This window comes from Priestia sp. 3CA3, assembly GCF_056836725.1.
In genome coordinates, this window is record NZ_JBXENJ010000002.1 from 467,132 (window position 1) to 486,377 (window position 19,246).

The 19,246-nt window shown below is 39.3% G+C and carries 24 protein-coding genes; 3 read left to right on the forward strand and 21 right to left on the reverse strand.

What is annotated here, in order from left to right:
- From zwf to AC1VNJ_RS07485, 14 genes are all read right to left on the reverse strand, one after another.
- Positions 1–1,503, reverse strand: a complete 1,503-nt coding sequence (gene zwf / locus AC1VNJ_RS07420) for a glucose-6-phosphate dehydrogenase (RefSeq protein WP_028414505.1) — start codon at positions 1,501–1,503, stop codon at positions 1–3.
- Between the two features lie 445 nt (positions 1,504–1,948).
- A complete protein-coding gene (locus AC1VNJ_RS07425) occupies positions 1,949–2,320 on the reverse strand; it encodes a hypothetical protein (protein WP_034328210.1) in 372 nt (123 codons plus the stop codon).
- A 266-nt stretch (positions 2,321–2,586) separates the two neighbouring features.
- Positions 2,587–3,441 carry a GAF domain-containing protein gene (locus AC1VNJ_RS07430; RefSeq protein ID WP_460137857.1) on the reverse strand — a complete coding sequence of 285 codons (855 nt, stop codon included), beginning with the start codon at positions 3,439–3,441 and terminating at the stop codon, positions 2,587–2,589.
- 306 nt (positions 3,442–3,747) lie between these two features.
- Positions 3,748–4,314 (reverse strand): GNAT family N-acetyltransferase, encoded by a 567-nt coding sequence (locus AC1VNJ_RS07435; protein ID WP_028414508.1) that lies wholly within the window; start codon positions 4,312–4,314, stop codon positions 3,748–3,750.
- Between the two features lie 233 nt (positions 4,315–4,547).
- Entirely contained in the window at positions 4,548–4,937 is a 390-nt protein-coding gene (locus tag AC1VNJ_RS07440) for a VOC family protein (RefSeq protein ID WP_224980282.1), read from the reverse strand.
- 5 nt (positions 4,938–4,942) lie between these two features.
- A complete protein-coding gene (locus AC1VNJ_RS07445) occupies positions 4,943–5,503 on the reverse strand; it encodes a shikimate kinase (protein ID WP_033580494.1) in 561 nt (186 codons plus the stop codon).
- An 11-nt stretch (positions 5,504–5,514) separates the two neighbouring features.
- Positions 5,515–5,967: a hypothetical protein gene (locus AC1VNJ_RS07450; RefSeq protein ID WP_034265377.1), complete on the reverse strand. Its 453-nt coding sequence runs from the start codon at positions 5,965–5,967 to the stop codon at positions 5,515–5,517.
- 37 nt (positions 5,968–6,004) lie between these two features.
- Positions 6,005–6,202, reverse strand: a complete 198-nt coding sequence (locus AC1VNJ_RS07455; RefSeq protein ID WP_080974267.1) for a hypothetical protein — start codon at positions 6,200–6,202, stop codon at positions 6,005–6,007.
- A gap of 132 nt (positions 6,203–6,334) precedes the next feature.
- Positions 6,335–7,024, reverse strand: coding sequence for an ABC transporter ATP-binding protein (locus tag AC1VNJ_RS07460; protein WP_482640525.1), 690 nt, complete (start codon positions 7,022–7,024; stop codon positions 6,335–6,337).
- Entirely contained in the window at positions 7,024–8,109 is a 1,086-nt protein-coding gene (locus AC1VNJ_RS07465) for an ABC transporter permease (RefSeq protein ID WP_482640526.1), read from the reverse strand. Before AC1VNJ_RS07465 ends, AC1VNJ_RS07460 begins: the two co-directional genes overlap by 1 nt.
- Before the next feature lie 72 nt (positions 8,110–8,181).
- Positions 8,182–9,564: a sensor histidine kinase gene (locus AC1VNJ_RS07470; protein ID WP_482640527.1), complete on the reverse strand. Its 1,383-nt coding sequence runs from the start codon at positions 9,562–9,564 to the stop codon at positions 8,182–8,184.
- A complete protein-coding gene (locus AC1VNJ_RS07475; RefSeq protein ID WP_034265362.1) occupies positions 9,561–10,235 on the reverse strand; it encodes a response regulator transcription factor in 675 nt (224 codons plus the stop codon). Before AC1VNJ_RS07475 ends, AC1VNJ_RS07470 begins: the two co-directional genes overlap by 4 nt.
- Before the next feature lie 163 nt (positions 10,236–10,398).
- Positions 10,399–11,280: a PhzF family phenazine biosynthesis protein gene (locus tag AC1VNJ_RS07480; RefSeq protein WP_033580489.1), complete on the reverse strand. Its 882-nt coding sequence runs from the start codon at positions 11,278–11,280 to the stop codon at positions 10,399–10,401.
- A gap of 14 nt (positions 11,281–11,294) precedes the next feature.
- Positions 11,295–11,639: a YunG family protein gene (locus AC1VNJ_RS07485; RefSeq protein WP_028414517.1), complete on the reverse strand. Its 345-nt coding sequence runs from the start codon at positions 11,637–11,639 to the stop codon at positions 11,295–11,297.
- A gap of 242 nt (positions 11,640–11,881) precedes the next feature.
- On the opposite strand from AC1VNJ_RS07485, the gene AC1VNJ_RS07490 reads away from it, so the two are divergent.
- A complete protein-coding gene (locus AC1VNJ_RS07490) occupies positions 11,882–12,112 on the forward strand; it encodes a hypothetical protein (protein WP_321202021.1) in 231 nt (76 codons plus the stop codon).
- Positions 12,113–12,170: 58 nt separating this feature from the next.
- Here the strand turns inward: AC1VNJ_RS07490 and AC1VNJ_RS07495 are convergent, their stop codons facing one another.
- The 3 genes from AC1VNJ_RS07495 to AC1VNJ_RS07505 all read right to left on the reverse strand — a co-directional run bounded on the left by AC1VNJ_RS07495 (position 12,171) and on the right by AC1VNJ_RS07505 (position 14,605).
- Positions 12,171–13,307 carry an ATP-binding protein gene (locus AC1VNJ_RS07495; protein ID WP_416420640.1) on the reverse strand — a complete coding sequence of 379 codons (1,137 nt, stop codon included), beginning with the start codon at positions 13,305–13,307 and terminating at the stop codon, positions 12,171–12,173.
- Positions 13,308–13,387: 80 nt separating this feature from the next.
- Positions 13,388–13,960, reverse strand: a complete 573-nt coding sequence (locus AC1VNJ_RS07500; protein WP_482640528.1) for a GNAT family N-acetyltransferase — start codon at positions 13,958–13,960, stop codon at positions 13,388–13,390.
- A 336-nt stretch (positions 13,961–14,296) separates the two neighbouring features.
- The gene (locus AC1VNJ_RS07505; protein WP_482640529.1) at positions 14,297–14,605 is read right to left on the reverse strand and encodes a hypothetical protein; all 309 of its coding nucleotides are present in this window, start codon (positions 14,603–14,605) and stop codon (positions 14,297–14,299) included.
- Positions 14,606–15,125: 520 nt separating this feature from the next.
- Here AC1VNJ_RS07505 and yjcZ point away from each other — a divergent pair.
- Positions 15,126–15,275: a sporulation protein YjcZ gene (yjcZ, locus tag AC1VNJ_RS07510; RefSeq protein WP_014459214.1), complete on the forward strand. Its 150-nt coding sequence runs from the start codon at positions 15,126–15,128 to the stop codon at positions 15,273–15,275.
- Between the two features lie 298 nt (positions 15,276–15,573).
- Here yjcZ and AC1VNJ_RS07515 read toward each other — a convergent pair whose 3' ends face one another.
- From AC1VNJ_RS07515 to AC1VNJ_RS07525, 3 genes are all read right to left on the reverse strand, one after another.
- On the reverse strand, positions 15,574–16,020 hold the full coding sequence (locus AC1VNJ_RS07515; protein ID WP_482640530.1) for a GNAT family N-acetyltransferase: 447 nt from the start codon (positions 16,018–16,020) through the stop codon (positions 15,574–15,576).
- Between the two features lie 20 nt (positions 16,021–16,040).
- Entirely contained in the window at positions 16,041–16,424 is a 384-nt protein-coding gene (locus tag AC1VNJ_RS07520) for a MerR family transcriptional regulator (RefSeq protein ID WP_025751010.1), read from the reverse strand.
- Positions 16,425–16,787: 363 nt separating this feature from the next.
- Positions 16,788–17,723, reverse strand: a complete 936-nt coding sequence (locus tag AC1VNJ_RS07525; RefSeq protein WP_014459210.1) for an aldo/keto reductase — start codon at positions 17,721–17,723, stop codon at positions 16,788–16,790.
- A gap of 273 nt (positions 17,724–17,996) precedes the next feature.
- Here AC1VNJ_RS07525 and AC1VNJ_RS07530 point away from each other — a divergent pair, with 273 nt between their 5' ends.
- Positions 17,997–18,212, forward strand: coding sequence for a hypothetical protein (locus tag AC1VNJ_RS07530; protein WP_029322976.1), 216 nt, complete (start codon positions 17,997–17,999; stop codon positions 18,210–18,212).
- A 34-nt stretch (positions 18,213–18,246) separates the two neighbouring features.
- Here the strand turns inward: AC1VNJ_RS07530 and AC1VNJ_RS07535 are convergent, their stop codons facing one another.
- Positions 18,247–19,167, reverse strand: a complete 921-nt coding sequence (locus AC1VNJ_RS07535) for an EamA family transporter (protein ID WP_482640531.1) — start codon at positions 19,165–19,167, stop codon at positions 18,247–18,249.
- Positions 19,168–19,246: the final 79 nt, after the last annotated feature.

The following is a 19,246-nucleotide window of genomic DNA, read 5'->3' on the forward strand; positions in this document are numbered from 1 at the left end:
TTAAACTGGCTGCACTTCGCGTGATTGACTTGCTGTTTCTTCATCCAACCACCATTTAAAGCCGTCTTTTTCTACCAGTGCATGTGATGCATCAGGGCCGTATGAACCAGCAGCATATTTGTGAAGCGGCACTGTATTTTCCTGAAATGCTTCAAGAAGCGGCTGAACCCATTCCCAAGCTAGCTCTACTTCTTTCCAATGAGCAAAAAATGTAGAATCTCCGGCGCATGCATCTGCAATAAGGCGTTCATATGCTTCCGGTGCTCCTTCTTGCTGACCTGAAAAATTAATTTGTACAGGCTCAATATGACCATGATTAAATGGATTTTTGCTGTTTAACTGCAGCGTAATATTTTCGTGCGGGTTAATTTCAATGATCAACAGATTTGGAGATGTTGTTTCTCCTTTGTCTAAGTACAACTCTTTTAGCGAGTCTTTGAATTCAATAACAATTCGCGTCGCTTTTTCCGCCATTCTTTTCCCTGTACGAATGTAGAAAGGAACGCCGTTCCAAAGCGAATTATCGATATATAGTCTGGCTGCTAAAAACGTGTCCGTCTGAGAAGATGGTGATACACCGGGCTCATTTATGTAGCTCGGCACTGAAGCCCCGTTTATTTTTCCAGCCTCATATTGACCGCGAACAACGTCTAGATCCATATCTTCTTTTACAAGCGGACGAAGCGCTTTTAACACATTTATTTTTTCGTTTCGAATATCATCAGCGCTAATGCGGGCCGGTAAGTGCATAGCCGTCATCATCAGCATTTGCAGCATATGATTTTGAACCATATCTCGAATGGCTCCTGAATGGTCATAATAGCTTGCTCTTTCCTCTACGCCGACCGTTTCACTTGCTGTAATTTGTATATTCGCAATATGTTCGTTATTCCATAATGATTGAAGAATAGGATTAGCGAATTCCAGCGCTTCTAAATTTTGTACCATCGACTTGCCAAGATAGTGGTCAATGCGGTAAATCTCTTCTTCTTTAAACGCTTTGCTTAAGTTTTCGTTTAATTGACGAGCTGACTGTAGATCATGGCCAAACGGTTTTTCAATAATTAACCGTTTCCAACCTTTTGTAGCACCTAAGCCACTGTCTTTAATATGCTCGGCAATCGTACCAAAAAATTCTGGTGCAACGGATAGATAAAACATTCGGTTGCTTGGAATGTTTCGTTCCTCTTCGCGTGCTTCTACTAGATTTAACAACTTTTTATAATCTTCAGCATTCGTTGCATCCAATGGGCTGTAGCGAAAAGCTGAAAGAAAATGCTGCATAAGAGATGAATCTTTTTCGACGCGACGTGAAAAAGTATGAATAGACTCTTTTACTTTTTCCTGAAAGTCAGCGTCGGACATCTCCCTTCTGCCTAGTCCTACAACAGAAATTGATTTAGGGATTTTCCCGTCTACAAATAAATTATAGAGTGCAGGATAAATTTTGCGTTTCGCTAAATCACCTGTTGAACCGAATAAAACAAAAGTCATCGCTTCCATATCTCTTCCTCCTGTTAGGAAAAATATAATCTTTAAAAAGTAACTTTTCTTTCATTCGTTACTTTATGTAACCTATCTTATTCCTGAAATATTTTTTCGTCAAGATATAAAACTCATAAAAAATCATTTCAATTTTCTTTTGTTCTTTAAACCCTATAGCCGCTTATCTTAGATAATTTATGGAAAAATAATGAAAATACTTTTTAGTTGAATTTAGAAAATAAATCTGCTTTAATGGATTTGATAGAATTGTATGAAAGTAAAAGCATACATAATGTTTGCATATGTACCAAGGGAAAATATCAAAAGGTGGAAGTAATATGGAAGCTCAGCTAATCAAGATGCCTGAAGATCTATCTGTTTTTCACATAGAAAAATCGTAGCTCAATCCAAAAGAGTCACCGGAAGTTGACCTCTTTTTTTGAGCTACACTCACACTTTAACTTTAATGCGTCACTGCGACAAGAAGCATAAGCATCATATAGAGGTTAAAAACAGCAAGTAAAACAAGAACGATATAGACTAGTTTTTTACCTATCTTACCTAAAAAGTAGACGTTGACTAACATAAAATACACGCCTGCTGCGCATAAAACGAACGTAAGAAACTCTTTACACTCGTTCAATGTCATTTGAAAATCTTGATTATAGTAAATTCGGAGATCTTTACTAATAGCGAACGGCACGGTCCACCACCTGATCAAAATTCCAATAAACATAAGTATCCCTATTGTGTTTAAAGTGGACTGAAGTGTTCTCCGCTGTTTCTTTCTCATATCCACATCCGTTTGTGCGGACCTTTTAAAGTTTGTTCGCATGTATTTCCCCCCATGATATTTTTGCATACAGCAAAAAGGGTCATCAGCCATACACAGGTCTCTCCCCCGGCTATTTCTTACACCACCAAAAGGTGCGTAATGATCATCACGCAAGGCTTCAATGAAGCTACATTCTTTATCTATATTCACTTTATGCTGCATTTGATGCTTTCACAGCTTCTGAGCATACCAGCTTGTTTTTCGTTTCGTATTGAATTATATACATACACAAAAATAAGCCCTGGCTGATAGAGCCAAGGCTTGGTTCATGTTTTGATTAAGTTATACCCCACACATTGAAGAGCTTGTTGAATATTTTTCACGACTTTTAACTGTAAGTTTCTCAAATCATGATTTTTAGTTTGCTCTTTCGCAAATGTGGGGGTTACACCTGTTATAACTGCTTGAGCACCCATGAGCTGAAGTGCTGTAATCATTTTCAAGAAGAAATTCGGAAACTCTTTTTCTCTCAGAAGCAGCTTCGATAAATCAATGATAAAGTAATCTATTTCATTATGAGCTGCATCGTGAAGCACATCTGTCATAATCTGATCCGCACGCTCTTTATCAATAATACCTTGAAGAGAAAGAATCGAAACCCCCTCTGTAATCGGAATAATTGGGACGCTTAAAAATCCCATCTGATATCGTGTTTCATCCAGATCGATCATATGGGATAAGATACCTGCCATTGATTGTAAAAAAGCAATATCTTCTCCTGAAAATTCTTTTTCTTCCTTGTCCATTACACAGAGTGTTCCAAATACATTTCCTTTTAAATCTTTTAATGTAACACCTAAAAAACCTTTTACCTGCAATTGATCCGTTACTTCTAGCTGTCTTGTAACGGCATCCTTCATCAGATTTGCCGTATGCATAACGTCTCCGTCATTCATAATAATTAAGCGGCAGTATGTAGCTCCGTATTCAACGCTGTATCCTTCAGGAATAATCTCTTCCTTCTCGTTATATGAGCTGAGGACCGTCATCGCTGTTTCTCCTCTTCTAGTTACGTACGTTGTGCTGACATTCAGCTGTTTGGTAATAACCTCAAATAATTTTTGCGAAACAGACCGCAGTGAATAAAAATGAGGAACTTTATTTTCTCCATCAACGTTCATTTAGTTACCTCCATCGCAACTATCATTCTCTCTGCCATAAGTGCATTCTTTCATAAAGATACGCACAGCTTGGCTATAACTTTTTTGTAGTATGAGAGAGGACAGCTATATTGCCTATTTTCTATCTTATACATACCAGATTTGACATATGACATGATTTCACATAAGAAAAACTTCTTCCGTTCATGAAGGAAGAAGTTTTAAATTATATAAAAATCTCACACGTCCCCATTTTCCCTCTATTCCCCATATTAGGATATATCAAACTAAACTGCCTAGTTCAATGACAACATAGCACAAAGGGTATTAGAGCTCCTGCTTCATCTTTTTGTTCCATTCTCTTCGCAGAATTCCCATTTTGACGCTATCAAAATATTCACCGTTTACGATACGTGCTTCTCTGATTCTTGCTTCTTCTTTCATACCTATTTTTGCCGCTGTTTTGATCATTCTGATATTGCCTGACCACGTAGACATGCCGAGTCTATGCAAAGGTGTAAACTCAAATAAAAAGTCGATCCACATTCCATAAGCTTCTGATCCATATCCTCCGCTCCAATAGTCTGAATCGTAAATGACAATTCCAGTTTCCATCCAGTTTGTACGTTTGTCCACCCAGTAACAGTTCACCGTTCCTACAGCTATTTCATCAATAATAACCGCAAGCATTCGGGGAACTGATGGATAAATCTCATACTCTTCTTCCCATGAATTCATATACTTTTCTTTCGTCAGCTTTCGATCTGGTATGTACGGAGCATTCCATTTTTTCGCTTCTTGTTTTTTCTCTTCGTATTTCCAGTAATAGAGCGTATTAACATCTTCCTGTGTCGCTTCTCTTAATAACACTTTTTCTCCTATTAATTTTATCATGAGAGGCATTACTCCTTGATTTATGAAATGGCTTATTAAATTTTAGAAACTTAAAGCGACTCTTAATACACGTTTATACAATCATAGCGTTAAATAATGAAGAAAAGGAGTAAATTTATAAAGAATAGTATTGCTACTGCCAATCAGCAGATGAAAATGAAAAGTAACTTATCCTGCTTTGCCTGTAAAACACCGAGACAATATATATGCTCCCGGTGTTTTTTGTTTTTGCTCTATTTATTATTCGCGTTTTCCATAACTGCAAAATAGTTACCTTCACTGTCTGAAAAATTAAAGACTTTTCCTGAAGGCATCGATACAATTTCTCCCACCGTTACGCCTTTAGCAGTTAAATCGCTGTATAATTCATCCACATTCTCCGTAAAAAACAGAAGCGAAGGTGTCCCGACATTTAATTCCGGCTGCATTTTTGCTATTAGCTGTTTGTTATGAAGGATAATGGTTGTTTCAGCACCCGCTACCGGCGCTAGCTCAATCCACTTCATGCCTTGTTCATTATTTTGTTCGGACATAACCTGAAATCCCATTTTTTCTGTCCAAAACTTTACCGCTTGATCTTGATCGTTTACATACACCATAATTTGACCGATTTTTTTAATCATTGCTTTCACTCCTTCGATATAGATGAAATAATTTCTTTTGCTACTGTATCTGCCGACTTTTCCTTTGTGTAAATTGTTTGCTTTGCCAGCAGCTCATTTGACGGATGCGTTACAAAATGTTTGTTAAGCTTAAAAACATCTTCATCATCCGTTATTTGCTGCAGTCTTTGATGTAATAGTTGTATGGACTCTTCTTTATCAGCACTGGGAAGCAATAAAAATAGAGACTGATAAGGTTTTAATATCTTTTCTACTTGCTGAAACAGTCCCATGTCTTCGTAGACCGAGTGACCGGCGCCAAAATCAATGATCGCATGCTTGTAATCTTCTAATATTCTTTTAACGGCATAGGCTTCAAACGGCTTCCAATAGGCGTACATACCCTGAAACCCTTGTTTTTGTCGAATGTCCTGCTGTGTTTCTTTGCTGAAACCTATTTCCTCGTAGTAAGAAAATCGTACTTCGTCCATTGAGCACTGAGGAATACTTAGTTTTTGCGCTACTTTTTCACCAACCGTCGTTTTACCCGCGCATATAGGTCCAATGAGAATAATAGGGGGTTGCATAGGCTCTCTCCTTATTTCACTTCCAATACAAACGCGTACGATGCATCTCCATTAGATACATTTTTTTGACTTTCATCCATCCACCACACTGAATATGAGTAGTAGTACGTGCCTGCTTCAGAAGGTGCTTTCAGCTTATTTTTCTTCAGTGGTATTTCCATTTCATGGTTGTTTTGTATTTGTGCCATATGTTTTTCGTTGGGCTGCCGTTTATACTTGATAACAAGCGATAGCGATTCATTTGCTTTTACTTTAATAGGCTTTTCGTTTTTTAATAATTCCAAAGGGCCTGCTTTATCCACACACGTGTTTTTCCAGCAGTAAGTGCCAACTTTTGTGTCATAAAGATGGTTGCTTGCTTCAAGATACGCTTTTGGCGGAGATTCTTCAAGAACTCCACTGCTTGAACACCCAGAAAAGCTTGCTATAATAAGTCCAAACGCAGTCACTTTCCATGTTCTCATCCTTTCATCACCTTTTTACTATTTCTTCACGGTTCGTTTATTTCCTGTTTCTTATTTTCTCCTTTCCTAAATAGCATTGTCTTATGAGCTGAACTGCTTGAGACACCGCAGTTGACTTCCGTGCAAGACTTCGCTTTCCGCGGGCGGCCGCTGAGCCTCCTCGTCGCTTACGCTCCTGTGGGGTCTCATCTGTTCCGCTTTCCCCGCAGGAGTCTTCGTCTTTCCCTCCAATCAACTGCTAGAAGGAACAAAACAGATAAAACGATAGGCACTATCACAAAAAAACGAACCGCTCATCAAACATGTTGATGAAGGGTTCGTTTTTCACTTCGTCTAACATACTTTTGTCCCAGCCTCTTTTTTAAACTCACACGCTAGTTGATTCTGCTAATTTCCCATCTTCCATCCACACAACGCGGTCACATAAATCCAACATTCTTTGGTCATGGGTAACCATTACAGCCGCTTTTCCCCTTAGCTTTACTTCATCTGCGAGCATTTGCACGACCGCTCTTCCTCGCTCTGAATCCAAGCTTGCCGTAGGCTCGTCTGCAAAGATAATTTCAGGGTTATTCATCCACGCTCTTGCAATCGCTACCCGCTGACGTTCTCCTCCGGATAGACTTTCAGGATAGTGATGCTTTCGATGGGCAAGCCCGAGCTTTTCAAGCAAATCATCCGCTCTTTTTTTTGCTTCTTGATTTCGATTTCCTTCTAGTTCCGTGACAAGAAGAAGCTGATCGCGAACCGTTAAATACGGGATTAAATTAGCTGATTGAAAGATAAAGCCGATTTTCTTGAGACGAATGCTGTTCATTTGTGATGGAGACATTTTATTAATCTCGTCTCCGTCAATAATTACACGTCCGCTAGACGGTGAAAGCAGCGCCCCTGCAATGGATAAAAACGTACTTTTCCCAGAACCAGAAGGCCCGACTATAGCCACAAGCTCTCCAGCTTTCACACGCAGCGATAGGTCATTTAACACGACTACAGCGTTTTCTCCGTCTCCAAACGACTTGCTAACATTCTCTAAAACTAACTTTTCTTCACTCATTAAACAGCCCTCCCAATCGCTTCAACCGCATCTACTTTTGCTACGCGATACAGCGATAATAATGAACTCAGTACAGAAACAGCTACAAACAGCGCTGAACACCCTGCGATTAGCGATACGTCTAAGTGAAACGGCATCGAATCCGGCAATACGGCTGCTACTCCGTACGTCAGTCCAATACTAATAGCAAGACTGCATAAAGTTAACACAACTACTTGAGATAAAATCGTTCGCGCTAAATAGCTTGTTTTTGCTCCTATCGCTTTTAACACGCCAAACTGATTCATTTTTTGAAGCGTCATCACGTAGAAGAAAACGGCTAGCACAAAAGCGCCAATGATAAACAAAAATGCGACCATCATTAAAAGCGAGCCTTGTTCTTCTTGATAACCTGGAATTCCTTTTAACGCTTCATCTTTACTAATCACGTCAATGTCAGACTCCTTTTTTTGAAGAACATGTGCTTTTTTATCGTTCATGTTTAACACCACTGCATTAAACGCACCTGTGTTTTCAATTGTTTTCCACTCTTTAAGATTAATATGAATAACAGGCGCGTGACTAAACGACTGATTTTTTGTAAAACCAACAATTCTAAAGCTTTTTCCTGAAGCCGTATCTTTTATCGTATCACCTAGCTTTACTCCTTCTTCTTTTAGCGAAGAGTCCGCCACGGCTTCATGTTTTGCATCGTCCGTAATCATCTTCCCTTCTGTTACGTTCGGAGCTAAAAAGCCGCTTGTGCTTATGGCAAAAAACGAGGCGTCTATTTTTTTCGCTTTTCCATCATTTATAATGGCTGTTATCTTCACACCAAGCGGCTCAGCATTTTTCTTGCCGCTTAGTTGTTGAATATCTTCTGTTTTGTCTATGGATAAAACAGAGCGCGTCAGGCGCTGATCCGCTTCTTTTTGAAGCGCAACGTAATTTCCTTTCATTTCTTGAACAGCTGAAGCATTGTCAGAGGAAAGCCCCTTTGCTAAGCCCGATACAAAAAGTACAAGCCATACAATTAACACCATAATCACGCCAATGAGTAAGTAGCGCAGCTTCGCATGTTTTAATTCACGTAAAGCCAAAAACATCTTTCTTTCATCTCCTTTTTTCATTCTATTTAAAGTATAAAAACAGAAAATGAATGGAAGATGAACGGCTCATTACATTTTCGGAAGATAGACGTGAAAAGTGCTGCCTTTTCCTTTTTCGCTTTCAACGTGAATGGAACCTCCGTGCATGTCGACGATTTGCTTCACAATCGCTAAACCAAGACCGCAGCTTCCTTCCGTCCGGCTTCTTGCTTTATCTTCCTTATAAAAACGATTAAAAATATGCGGTAGGCTTTCTTTTGACATGCCGATTCCCGTATCTTGAAACTCCACGTGGCAATACGTATCTTCCATACCAACGCGAAGAGACAGCGTTCCTCCTTCTTCCGTGAACTTTACGCTGTTAGTAATCAAATTTGTCCACACTTGATGAAGCAGTTTTTGATCGCCTGAAATCATCGTTGAAGGAAGATCCATTTCAATGGCTAATTCTTTTTCACGCCAGCTCCACTCCGTCATAAACAGCACTTGCTTGATTTGAGTTGCAACGTCAAACGTTCTTCTTTCGATATGCTCACTTTCTTTATCAAGTGAAGCAAGCGTAAGCAGCTGTTTGCTGAGGGACGACATGCGCCGGCTTTCTTCTTCAATAATAGACAGATACTGATTTCTTTGTTCATCTGAAAGGTCAGCAGAACGGAGCGTTTTCGAAAACCCTTGAATGGACGCCAGCGGAGACTGAATTTCATGTGACACGTTCGATACAAATTCCTGGCGCATCTCTTCAAGCTGCTCTAAACTTTTAGCCATTTCGGAAAAATGTGAAGCAAGCGCGCCGATTTCGTCTCGGCGCTTTACGTACAGCTCAACGTTGTATTTTCCTTTCGCCACTTGCTTTGTTGCTTCCGTTAGCTTGACGATTGGTTTTACTAAATAACGCGTGCTAATAAGTACAAACAAAATACTTAATACAATCATCAGCAGTAAAATGACCGAGAAAAAAATGCGCATTTCCCCGAACTGCAGCTGAATATCAGGGCGAATAAACAGCGCTTGCTGCTTGTTACCCTCTCCTTTTAACGGCACGCCGATGGTATTAGCTAACACATTATCAAAAAACCCGGTCACAAACACCTGTGAAGGAAAGTTTGCAATTCCGTGATACATTTTGCCTTCTAACACTTGTTTGACAGCACTCTTTTCTAAGCGCTGGTTTCTAAACTCTCGTCCGTAAAACGTCTCATGTCCAGTGCTGTCCACTACATATATTTGATAGCCAAGTTTACTAATATACTGTAAATAAGACTGTTGATCTACGCCTCTATTGCTTTCGTAAAAGCTCGCAATGTCTTTTGCCATACGCGTAAGCTTTTGATCGTTATAAGGTTTTAAGCTGTACTGATAATAAACGTTCGCCACAATAAACGCGAGGAGACTGCTAAATACCATCACAGCAATGGTTGTCAGGACAATCCGCAAATAGAGCGTCTTCATTTTGCCGTCACCTCAAGCTTATAGCCGACGCCTCGAACCGTCGTAATGACAAAATCATCGGTATGTTCAAACCGCTCGCGCAGCCTTTTTACGTGTACATCGATTGTACGGTTATCTCCGTTAAAATCCGCTCCCCATATCAGATGAATTAATTCTTCTCTTGTGAAAATTCTTCCTGGATAGCTCGCGAGCTGAGCTAATAATTCAAATTCTTTCATTGGAAGAATGAACAGTCGTCCGCTGCAGTGCACTTCATAGCTTTTTCGGTCAATAGAGGTGCTGTTCAGCACAATCATCTTTTCATTTACCACTTCGTATCGGCGAAGCAGGGCTTTGATTCGGAAAATCAATTCTTTTGGTTCAAACGGCTTTGTCACATAGTCATCCGTTCCTGCTAAAAAGCCTTTTTCTTTGTCTTTGAGCTGATCTTTTGCTGTTAATAAAATAATGGGAAAATCATAGTAGCTGCGTATTTCTTCGCAAACTTCATATCCATCTTTATGAGGCATCATAATATCGACAACCGCTAAATGAATGTGCTGCTTAGCAAGCAGACCCGAAGCTTCCTCTCCGTCTTTTGCTTCATGCACCATATAGCCTTCAAGCTGCAAATAGTGACGAACCAATTGCCGCATATGCTCATCGTCATCCGCCAGTAAAATGTGAATCATTTCTTCTGCCACTCCTTTTATCAACCATTCAAAATGGCGGCCTTTTGGCCGCCATCATTTATTCTTTCAGTATCTATCTGTTTACTAGTGTAACCAAACGTAGTAGTCCTATTGCGTTTTTATTAGGATAAGGACTTATTATGAACAGCAGATGAACAGCTTGTTACAAAATCCATTCACCGCGCGCAATCATCTCTACTTTTCCGCCTACTTTAATGTGAAAAGCCTCTCCATCATAACTAGCTTTTACATACAGCAGTGAAGGTCTTCCTATTTCGTATCCTTGTTCTACACATATGTCAATAGCTTGCTGATTAAAATAACCGTATTTGACTAAATATGCTGCTAAACAGCCGTTGGCGCTGCCAGTTGCCGCATCTTCTGGAACGCCGTAATAATCAGCAAAATCTCGCACATTTACGTGATGATCTTGGTGATAGGTTTCCGGCGAAAAGACCATAATTGCTTTTGCTTCCGTGTTTTCTATCAGCTTGAAATATTTTTCTTTGTCTACATTTATCTCTTTAGCAGCTTCTAATGATGTTAAAGGGACAAGAATAACCGGCAGACCCGTGGATACTTCTTGAACGGGAAAACGCATATCGATATAAGTTTCATCAAGGTTTAACACGTCCGCCACCTGCTTTTTATCTAACACTTTCCCAAACGTCGGCTGACCTTGTGTCATCCACAGTACATCTTTTTGTTCATCGTATGTAACAGGCGTAGGACCTGCTTTATAATGAAGAGTAAGCTCCTCTGTATCTTTTTCTTCTAGTTCTTCTCGAATAACATAAGCGGTACCGAGCGTCGGATGGCCTGCAAATGGCACTTCTTCATTAGGTGTAAAAATCCGCACGTCATATTCTCCTTTTTGCGGAGAAGCCGACGTAATAAACGTCGTTTCAGAGAAATTAATTTCTTTAGCCATTTGCTGCATCTCTTTGTCTGAAAGGCTTCCGGCGTCTTTAAAAACGGCGAGCTGATTTCCTGTATATTTTCTCTGTGCAAATACATCAACAATGGAATACTGAATAGTTTTCATTCCTGTGTTCCTTTCTAACGCAAATTTTTATGTACAAAATGGGTCATTACTTTTTTCTTTAAAGCCTCATATTGCTCCTCATTCGTATCCATAAACGCTTCTTCCCTACTGGATAAAATATCTGCGTAATGGAGAGGCTCACGAAATTGTTCTTGTGTAAAATCATAGCGCTGTTCGTTGAGCTGATTATAGAAATGCCAGCCTTCTTTACACGGAGTTTTTAAAATATCTCCTCCTTTGATATCTTGAACGACAAGCGCGGTCACTCCGCACTGTCCTTTGGCAGGATTGTCAGCCGTCCACTTCGTGCTCGAATGAATTGACCACGATTGATGCAGGGCTTTCTTTAAACGATTCACGTTGGGGCAGCTCCTTTTTCTTCAAATCTACCATATTCTTCTTTTTTATGAAAGTTCCCATTAAAAAATACACAGCGCAAATATTCTTACTTTAAAAATAATTTAAGGAAGAATAGAAAAATACTAGAAATAATGTATAATAATAGAGTAATTTTAGATGATAGATTATAACCAATGAAAGGTGTTTTAAAACAAATATTAAAGATGTAGTTCGCTACGGCGACGAAGCAATTACGCTTGAAATGTACAACGATCATCCAAAATGGACCTATATTAAAAAAGAAGGCCGTCATCACGTTGTACAATTTACCGGCTACGATTATACAGAAAAAGAGCATGTACGCATTGTGTTTAACGTTTATTTGGATAAACAAATTTACGAATGGAACAAAATTTACATCAACGGCAAAAAGTTAAATAAAAAAGATGCGGAAGACTATGAATACTGGATTGAAGACAGTTCAGCATATTAAAAAAGTCAGCAAAAAAAGAAAGGATGAGTGCGTACTCTCCTTTCTTTTTTGTTTTATCTTAAAGCGTCAAAGGCAGCTTCACCGTCACTACTGTACCGTTCTCATCACTTTCAATCGCAAGCGTACCGTTATGCTCGTTGATGATCGTTTTACAAATAGAAAGCCCTAACCCCATGCCTGTTCCATCTTTTGTTGAGAAAAACGGATTTCCTACTTTATTAATAATGGATAGCGGAATGCCAGAACCGGTATCTTGAATATCAATAAGAGCCCAACCTTCCCATTCTTTGATAATAAGATTTATTTCGCCGCGTTTCTTTTTCTCCATTGCTTCAATGGCATTTTTTAAAAGATTCATAAACACTTGTCTCATTTGAGCAGGATCGATTGATACAAGTGGAATGGCTCCTTCTATTCTTACATTCATTTCTACATTATACAGCGCAGCTTCACTTTTCAAGAAAGCAACGGTATCATGAATAACTTCTACAATTGATACGATTTCTTTTTTGGGCGCCGTTGGCTGCGTGACAAGCAAGAAGTTGTTAATAAGTTCATTCATACGATCCAGTTCATCAAGAACAATTTTTTGAAAAGGCTCTGCCTGCTCATTTTCATTAAATAAAAATTGAATAAAGCCGCGCACCGACTGCATCGGGTTTCGAATCTCATGCGCTAACCCTGCTGCTAGCTGCCCTACGAGTGCTAGCTTATCAAGCTGCAGAATTTTCTCTTCAATTTTCGGCAAAACAGCCGCTTGATTTTTATAAATAATATGAGACAAAATACCAGCCAGCCGGTTTAACCCTTGAATTTCACTTTCGCTAAACGGATAAGGATCCGGATCGACCGCACATAAGGTACCAAACATTCTCCCATCTTCTAGCACAATAGGTGTTCCTAAATAAGAACCTACCCGTGCACCATCAATGATGGCTAAATTAGACGTTCTAACATCGCGTTTTGTATTGGGAATAACAAGGGGTTCATCACACGTGACTAAGTTGCATACCGCAAGCTCTAACGGCAGCATCAGTCCATCCTCTACAAGGCTTCCCCCTTCTTTATTAAAGGCTTTCATAACTGAAAATTGTTCGTCGAAAACCCCTACAAACAGCGTCCTGCTTCCGACTACTTCGCTAGCCATCTGCAATACATCCCAAACGGCTTTTTCATTGATGTTCCTCTCTTCCATTACCTTAGTCACCTACTATTTAAATATAGACTGTTCTATTCTTTTATCCTCATTATAAATTTTAAATATAAAAACGTATATCAAAATTTTAAGAACTCATTTATTTCTTCTATTTCATCATTAGGGTTAAGGATAGCCAAGACTTGATGATCTTCCCATACGCCATTAATATTTACATTTTTTCTAGCGATTCCTTCCCTATGAAACCCTGCTTTTTCGAGTACGCGCTGAGATGGCACATTACGTGGCATGACGCCCGCTTCAATACGGTGAAGATGCAGCTCTTCAAACGCATAGTCAACAAGTGCTTTTACGGCTTCTGTTGCGTACCCTTTTCCATTATGATGCTGATCTAGAAAATAGCCGATAAACGCGCTTTGTAAAGATCCGCGCATCACTTGAAAAAGACTGATAGTGCCAATTAACCTCTTAGTCTCTTTTTGAAAAAGACCAAAATAGTATTCTTGATCGTTTTTCCTATTCTCTTCGTGAAGCTGAATTTTTTCTACTTGGCTCTCTAACGTATAAAAAGAATGCTCTCGAATCATAGAAAACTGCTTAAAAAAGTCGCGATTGTCCTTTTGCAATCGGAGGCTGTCGTGCGCATCGCTGTCAATCAACGGGCGCAAATAAATAGTATGACTTTCGATCATGTTATGTCTCTCCCTCTTTTACTTCTCACAGAAAGTTGTGTAAAAAGAATGCTTCGTTAACATTTTCCATTTTCTCACATAGTAAGCGTTTCTTACTGTAATGTAAAGAAGAAATCGCGCGGTTCTAATCTCTTTTTTGATTCTTTTGCTATGTGAAAGTGAAAAAATTACGCAAAAACCACCTGGAAAAATGACCAGGTGGTTTTATATATGAGATGGGGTGTACGTTCTGATTCACTGTGGATGGATATAATGCCTTACGTTTCAAAACAGACTTCCTTATAGAAAAGAATGATATAAAAAATACTTCTTCTGAGATTTTTCTTTTATTTATATTTAACAGCCGCAGCCAAAGCCATAAACGCCGTAACCGCCGTAGCCGCCATACGGATAACCACCGTATCCGTAACCGCCATAGCCATATGGTGATAACAGTGAGCCTGCTACTAGCCCTCCTGCTAATCCTCCTAAAAATGGTCCTCCAAAGCCATAGCCGAATGGTCTGCCAAAACCATAACCAAACGGGCGTCCGAAACCGAACGGTCTGCCAAAGCCAAAGGGCCTGCCAATAAACCTTTCATCTGCGTGTTGAAGTTGATGATCTTGAGAATACATAGTGGGTAAAAAATGCATTTCTGAATTCATGAGAGAAACCTCCGTTTTTTTGTTTTTTGCTTTCACCCAAGAATATGCATTTACCTATTCGCTGTCTTGGGCAAATATCTTGGTTATGCTGAAAATAAGGGAAAAGAATTACGAAAAAAAGCAAATGACTAGGTTTATATGAAAATGAGCTTGATTTCTCTTTAGTACCTAATACATACAAAAAGAAGCGGACCCTGACTTAGAATGTTATAAGGAACGCACTAACGTGTTTATTTCATCGTAAAAAACAAGAAGCCGAAGAAAAAATTCTTCGGCTTCTCCTTCATTATTATGTACGCAGGCTAAGGAGGAAGTGGTATTAGCCTGCTTCGTTATAACATGGGGGCTCATATATGAGATCTTGGGATGATTCATCCTATGTAGAAAGTGCAAAAAAGTACCGTGTCCATCTTATTTTCTTATCTTTTTTTATTTTCATTGAAATCGTTGGATATTTTTGGAGCACTTTTGCATTTCAGGCATATGTTAAAAATGTACTCAGAACTTGGAGGTGAACTATATGGGCTTCTATGGTGGCTGTGGTTATGGCGGTTACGGTTACGGCGGTGGCGGCTGCGGATTTGGCAGTGGCTTTGCTTTAATCATCGTATTATTCATTTTATTAATCATCATCGGCTGTGCTTGCTGGGGAGGATTTGGCGGTTGCTAATCATTAGAAATAATGATGAACAGCTTCATTTTCACTAATTTTTTTACCAAAAGCTAGCTTTCCACTTTATTATGAAAAAGCAGTGTCCACATAATGGGCACTGTTTTTAAGTGTGCTCATAATGAGACTCACCACTGAAAAAAAACAACATGCTTTTTAATCTACCGTTCCTTGTTTACGCCTTCTCATTACCTTATTTTTCTTGTTCATACTTCCCTTTCTTCTACATATTAATAGATAAAAAGAGTAATTAAAAAGAGAGCCACTCTGCAGCTCTCTTCCCGCTTTATGTACAAAATTATACAAACGATTTTTTCAAGACGACCCGCTGATCATTTACAGTATAGCCGTTTCTTTCATAAAAAGCCTGTGCAGCTCCTCCAGTCGCCGTTAAGAGATACAAGCTGTTGATATCGTGTCTTTGAAGTTCGTTCTCAAACCGGCTTAAGATAGCTGAACCATATCCTTTTCCTTGCACGCTTGCGCTGACGCAAAGCTCGGCCACGTAAAAGGTCATACCGCTGTATGATTTTTTCGCGTGACCTGCAATCGTTCCAATCAACTCTCCTTGGTCATAAAATAAATAGCCTATAAATTTAGGCGTGTTCAGTAAATCAGTCAGCCTTTCTTTAGCTGATTCTTCCGTCCACGGTTCATTCCAAGGCTTTTTTGTAAATACATTCAGATACAAGTCAATGCACTGCTGTATATTCTCTGCAGTGAGAGGTACTACTTTTTCAATCATTTTTACGCTCCTTTTTTTGTTTAGTTTGAAGGCTTGTTCACAATTCGCTCGTACATTTCCGGCAGGTGCTTAATTTTATAATCAATCGTCTCAAGCTTGTGATGGATTTCTTCGATTTCTTTTTGTACCGCTTTTTTATGATCCATCAGCATTTGCAGACTTTTATCAAGCACGGCATTTTCAAGCGTACAGTTTTCAATAAGCGTCCGAATGTCCTTGATTTGCATACCCGTGCTTTTTAAACAGCAAATTAAATCAATCCATTCAATATCTTGTTCTTTAAAAATACGATTCCCTGACGCTGTACGATCTAAAAACGGAAAAAGCCCTTCTTTATCATAATAGCGAATGGTATAAATTGTCACGTTCAATTTCTTCGCAACTTGTGAAATGGTATACGTCATACTGCTTCCTCCTACAATTAAACTTCTCAGAAAAACATGATGAGTTTGTCTTGACCTCCAGTTATCTCGAGGATTTATTCTTTTAGAGTCTTCTTTATTGCGCTCTTTATGCTGCAGGTTTTTTGTACAAGCAGCAACATACATTCAAATCAGAAAGGATGATACGATGAATACTGCTCACATGATGCTTACCATTGTAATCGGCGGTTTTATTGCCTTTTTATTAGGTTTTGGCGTCACAAAAATAATTGAGCTGCTGCTAAATCTTTTTCTAGCTTAACCAGTAGTTCTTAATGTAAAACGCAGGTAACTCCGTTCCATGTTCGAACGGAGTTACCTGTTTTATTTTAAGAACTGCAGCGCTTAAGGCACCATGTTGCCAGCGGCTTTATAAATATCGTACCATTCTTGGCGTGTTAACTTGATTTCTGAACCTTTGCTTGCATCTTTCATACGCTGAATATTTGTCGTACCAAGTACTACTTGAATATTTGCAGGATGCGTTGTAATCCACGCAACGGCAATCGCTGTATTCGTCACGCTATATTTACTTGCGATGCGATCAATTACTTCGTTTAGCTTTCCAAATTTCTCTTTATCACCTAGGAAAGGACCTTCAAAAAATCCGTTTTGGAACGGCGACCATGCTTGAAGCGTGATATCGTTTAAACGGCAATATTCAAGCACGCTGCTGTCGCGGTTGACAGCTTGATCAATTCCCATGTTTAACGAAATACCAGAATCAATGATTGGCGTATGTGCGATGCTGAACTGCACTTGGTTTACGACAAGCTTTTGGTTAATATATTTTTCAAGCAGCTGAATTTGCGCTGGGTTGTGATTCGATACACCAAAGTGACGTACCTTTCCGCTGCTTTGAAGCTCATTAAATGCTTCTGCTACTTCTTCAGGGTCCATTAGTGGATCTGGACGATGCAGTAATAAAAGATCTAAGTAATCTGTTTTTAAACGCTCTAAGCTGCCGTTAACAGAGTCTATGATATGCTTCTTTGAAAAGTCATAGTAATTTTCCGCTGCGTTAATGCCGCATTTGCTTTGAATCACCATTTTTTCACGAAGACTTGGGTTCATTTGTATAGCGTTTGCAAAATACTCTTCGCATTGTCCTACATAATCAGGACCGTAAATATCAGCATGATCAAAAAAGTTAATTTCTTCTTCCATCGCTGTGCGGATTAGCTTCTCTGCTTCTTGTAAAGAAAGCTCTGTTAAACGCATGTTTCCCATAATTAAATTTGATACGTGTAAGTCAGTATTAGCAATTGTATGATACTTCATGTAAAGCCCCTCCTTGAAATAATACTACTACAAGATAAACCATAGAGTTAACTCTAGGTCAAGCAGAAAGAATAAAAAATTTTGCAAGCAGCGGCGGTAAAACACCCTATCTTTTTTGGTAAAAAGATGAAATACTAGGTTGTAGTGTGATAAAAGTCACTGCCGCTTTGCATTTGATTTAGTAGTATATGTTACGTTCTTTTCTTCCTTTTTATCGAATCTTATTTCATGGCAATACATTAACCTATCAGGCAAAGGAGCTTATCAATCACTATGCAGAAACCGAAAGCAAAACGATTTGAAATACAGTATTCCGTTCTAAAAGATGAAGCCAAAATCAAAGGAACTTTTGTGATAGAATCTGCTAAAAACCGAGACGACGCATCAAGACTTGCTAAATTAAATGTCTCTACAAAAGAAAGAGTGTTTATTCAATATGTAAAGATTTTAAAAGTCAAACGAGTTTCTACAGATTCGGCGGCAAAGTGACATTGGTTTGCTTCTTCTCTTAGCAAGCCCCCATTTATGCTGAAAGTGTCGTCTCAGAAGATGCTTGTTTTGTTCGGGTAAGTAATAGAACTAACCCAATAATACAAGCTGTGCCCATCCACTGATAAAAACCAAAAGGCTCTTTCAGCCAAACAACGGTTGTGATAACAGCGGCTAAAGGCTCTAAACTTCCAAGCAAACTCGTTTCTTTAGGTAAAAGACTTTGCAAGCTTTCTACGTAAAACCAAAAAGCAAGCATCGTGCCAAAAATAATGACAAATAAAATATATCCCCAAGTTATTGGTGATAAGCTTGACGCTTCCCAAGGCGGATGAATAAAGCTCATTACGCTTCCCCCAATCACCATTGACCAGCCAACGATAACAAGCGAACTGTACTTTTTGATCAGCGGAACCGCATACAGCGTATAAAAAGCAGCCGCTACGCCTGACAGCACTCCCCAAATAACGGCAGATACAGGAACAGACAGCTGAGAAATAGAGCCGTTTGTTAATAAAAAAAAGCAGCCCCCCAGTGCCAGCAGAACAGTGATGACGTCTTGTCGCGTAAATATAGACTGCTTGCGCAAAAGCAAATAAATGATAATCATCACCGGTGATAAATACTGCAGCAGCGTAGCTACTGCTGCGTTTCCATGCTTAATAGAAGCCATATACGTATACTGAACGGCAAGCATACCAGCTATGGCAAAAACGACGAGCTGAAAAGCTGACTTTCGGTTCTTCCATACTCCCAGTACGTGAGAACGATTCCTTTTTATACATGAAATCATCAGCAGCAAAAAACCCGCAGTGAGCAGCCGTACTGAAACAAGCCAGTCTACACTGATTTCAAATTCTTGAAAAAGCTTTTGAGCAACCGTTCCTCCCATCCCCCAACATATTGCTCCCGTTGTTACAAAGAAGAACCCTTTTTTTCTGCTGAGATCGTTCATCTTTCATCCCTCACTTTTATTATAAGAATAGTGTTATAATAAGTGAAAAACGGGGCAGAAAATACGCATATTGCATTAA

Coding starts and splice junctions, on each gene's coding strand:
- zwf (WP_028414505.1), bottom strand. CDS start 1,503: ATGGAAGCGATGACTTTTGTTTTATTCGGTTCAACAGGTGATTTAGCG.
- AC1VNJ_RS07425 (WP_034328210.1), bottom strand. CDS start 2,320: ATGCGAACAAACTTTAAAAGGTCCGCACAAACGGATGTGGATATGAGA.
- AC1VNJ_RS07430 (WP_460137857.1), bottom strand. CDS start 3,441: ATGAACGTTGATGGAGAAAATAAAGTTCCTCATTTTTATTCACTGCGG.
- AC1VNJ_RS07435 (WP_028414508.1), bottom strand. CDS start 4,314: ATGATAAAATTAATAGGAGAAAAAGTGTTATTAAGAGAAGCGACACAG.
- AC1VNJ_RS07440 (WP_224980282.1), bottom strand. CDS start 4,937: ATGATTAAAAAAATCGGTCAAATTATGGTGTATGTAAACGATCAAGAT.
- AC1VNJ_RS07445 (WP_033580494.1), bottom strand. CDS start 5,503: ATGCAACCCCCTATTATTCTCATTGGACCTATATGCGCGGGTAAAACG.
- AC1VNJ_RS07450 (WP_034265377.1), bottom strand. CDS start 5,967: ATGAGAACATGGAAAGTGACTGCGTTTGGACTTATTATAGCAAGCTTT.
- AC1VNJ_RS07460 (WP_482640525.1), bottom strand. CDS start 7,024: ATGAGTGAAGAAAAGTTAGTTTTAGAGAATGTTAGCAAGTCGTTTGGA.
- AC1VNJ_RS07465 (WP_482640526.1), bottom strand. CDS start 8,109: ATGTTTTTGGCTTTACGTGAATTAAAACATGCGAAGCTGCGCTACTTA.
- AC1VNJ_RS07470 (WP_482640527.1), bottom strand. CDS start 9,564: ATGAAGACGCTCTATTTGCGGATTGTCCTGACAACCATTGCTGTGATG.
- AC1VNJ_RS07475 (WP_034265362.1), bottom strand. CDS start 10,235: ATGATTCACATTTTACTGGCGGATGACGATGAGCATATGCGGCAATTG.
- AC1VNJ_RS07480 (WP_033580489.1), bottom strand. CDS start 11,280: ATGAAAACTATTCAGTATTCCATTGTTGATGTATTTGCACAGAGAAAA.
- AC1VNJ_RS07490 (WP_321202021.1), top strand. CDS start 11,882: ATGTACAACGATCATCCAAAATGGACCTATATTAAAAAAGAAGGCCGT.
- AC1VNJ_RS07495 (WP_416420640.1), bottom strand. CDS start 13,307: ATGGAAGAGAGGAACATCAATGAAAAAGCCGTTTGGGATGTATTGCAG.
- AC1VNJ_RS07500 (WP_482640528.1), bottom strand. CDS start 13,960: ATGATCGAAAGTCATACTATTTATTTGCGCCCGTTGATTGACAGCGAT.
- AC1VNJ_RS07505 (WP_482640529.1), bottom strand. CDS start 14,605: ATGAATTCAGAAATGCATTTTTTACCCACTATGTATTCTCAAGATCAT.
- yjcZ (WP_014459214.1), top strand. CDS start 15,126: ATGGGCTTCTATGGTGGCTGTGGTTATGGCGGTTACGGTTACGGCGGT.
- AC1VNJ_RS07515 (WP_482640530.1), bottom strand. CDS start 16,020: ATGATTGAAAAAGTAGTACCTCTCACTGCAGAGAATATACAGCAGTGC.
- AC1VNJ_RS07520 (WP_025751010.1), bottom strand. CDS start 16,424: ATGACGTATACCATTTCACAAGTTGCGAAGAAATTGAACGTGACAATT.
- AC1VNJ_RS07525 (WP_014459210.1), bottom strand. CDS start 17,723: ATGAAGTATCATACAATTGCTAATACTGACTTACACGTATCAAATTTA.
- AC1VNJ_RS07530 (WP_029322976.1), top strand. CDS start 17,997: ATGCAGAAACCGAAAGCAAAACGATTTGAAATACAGTATTCCGTTCTA.
- AC1VNJ_RS07535 (WP_482640531.1), bottom strand. CDS start 19,167: ATGAACGATCTCAGCAGAAAAAAAGGGTTCTTCTTTGTAACAACGGGA.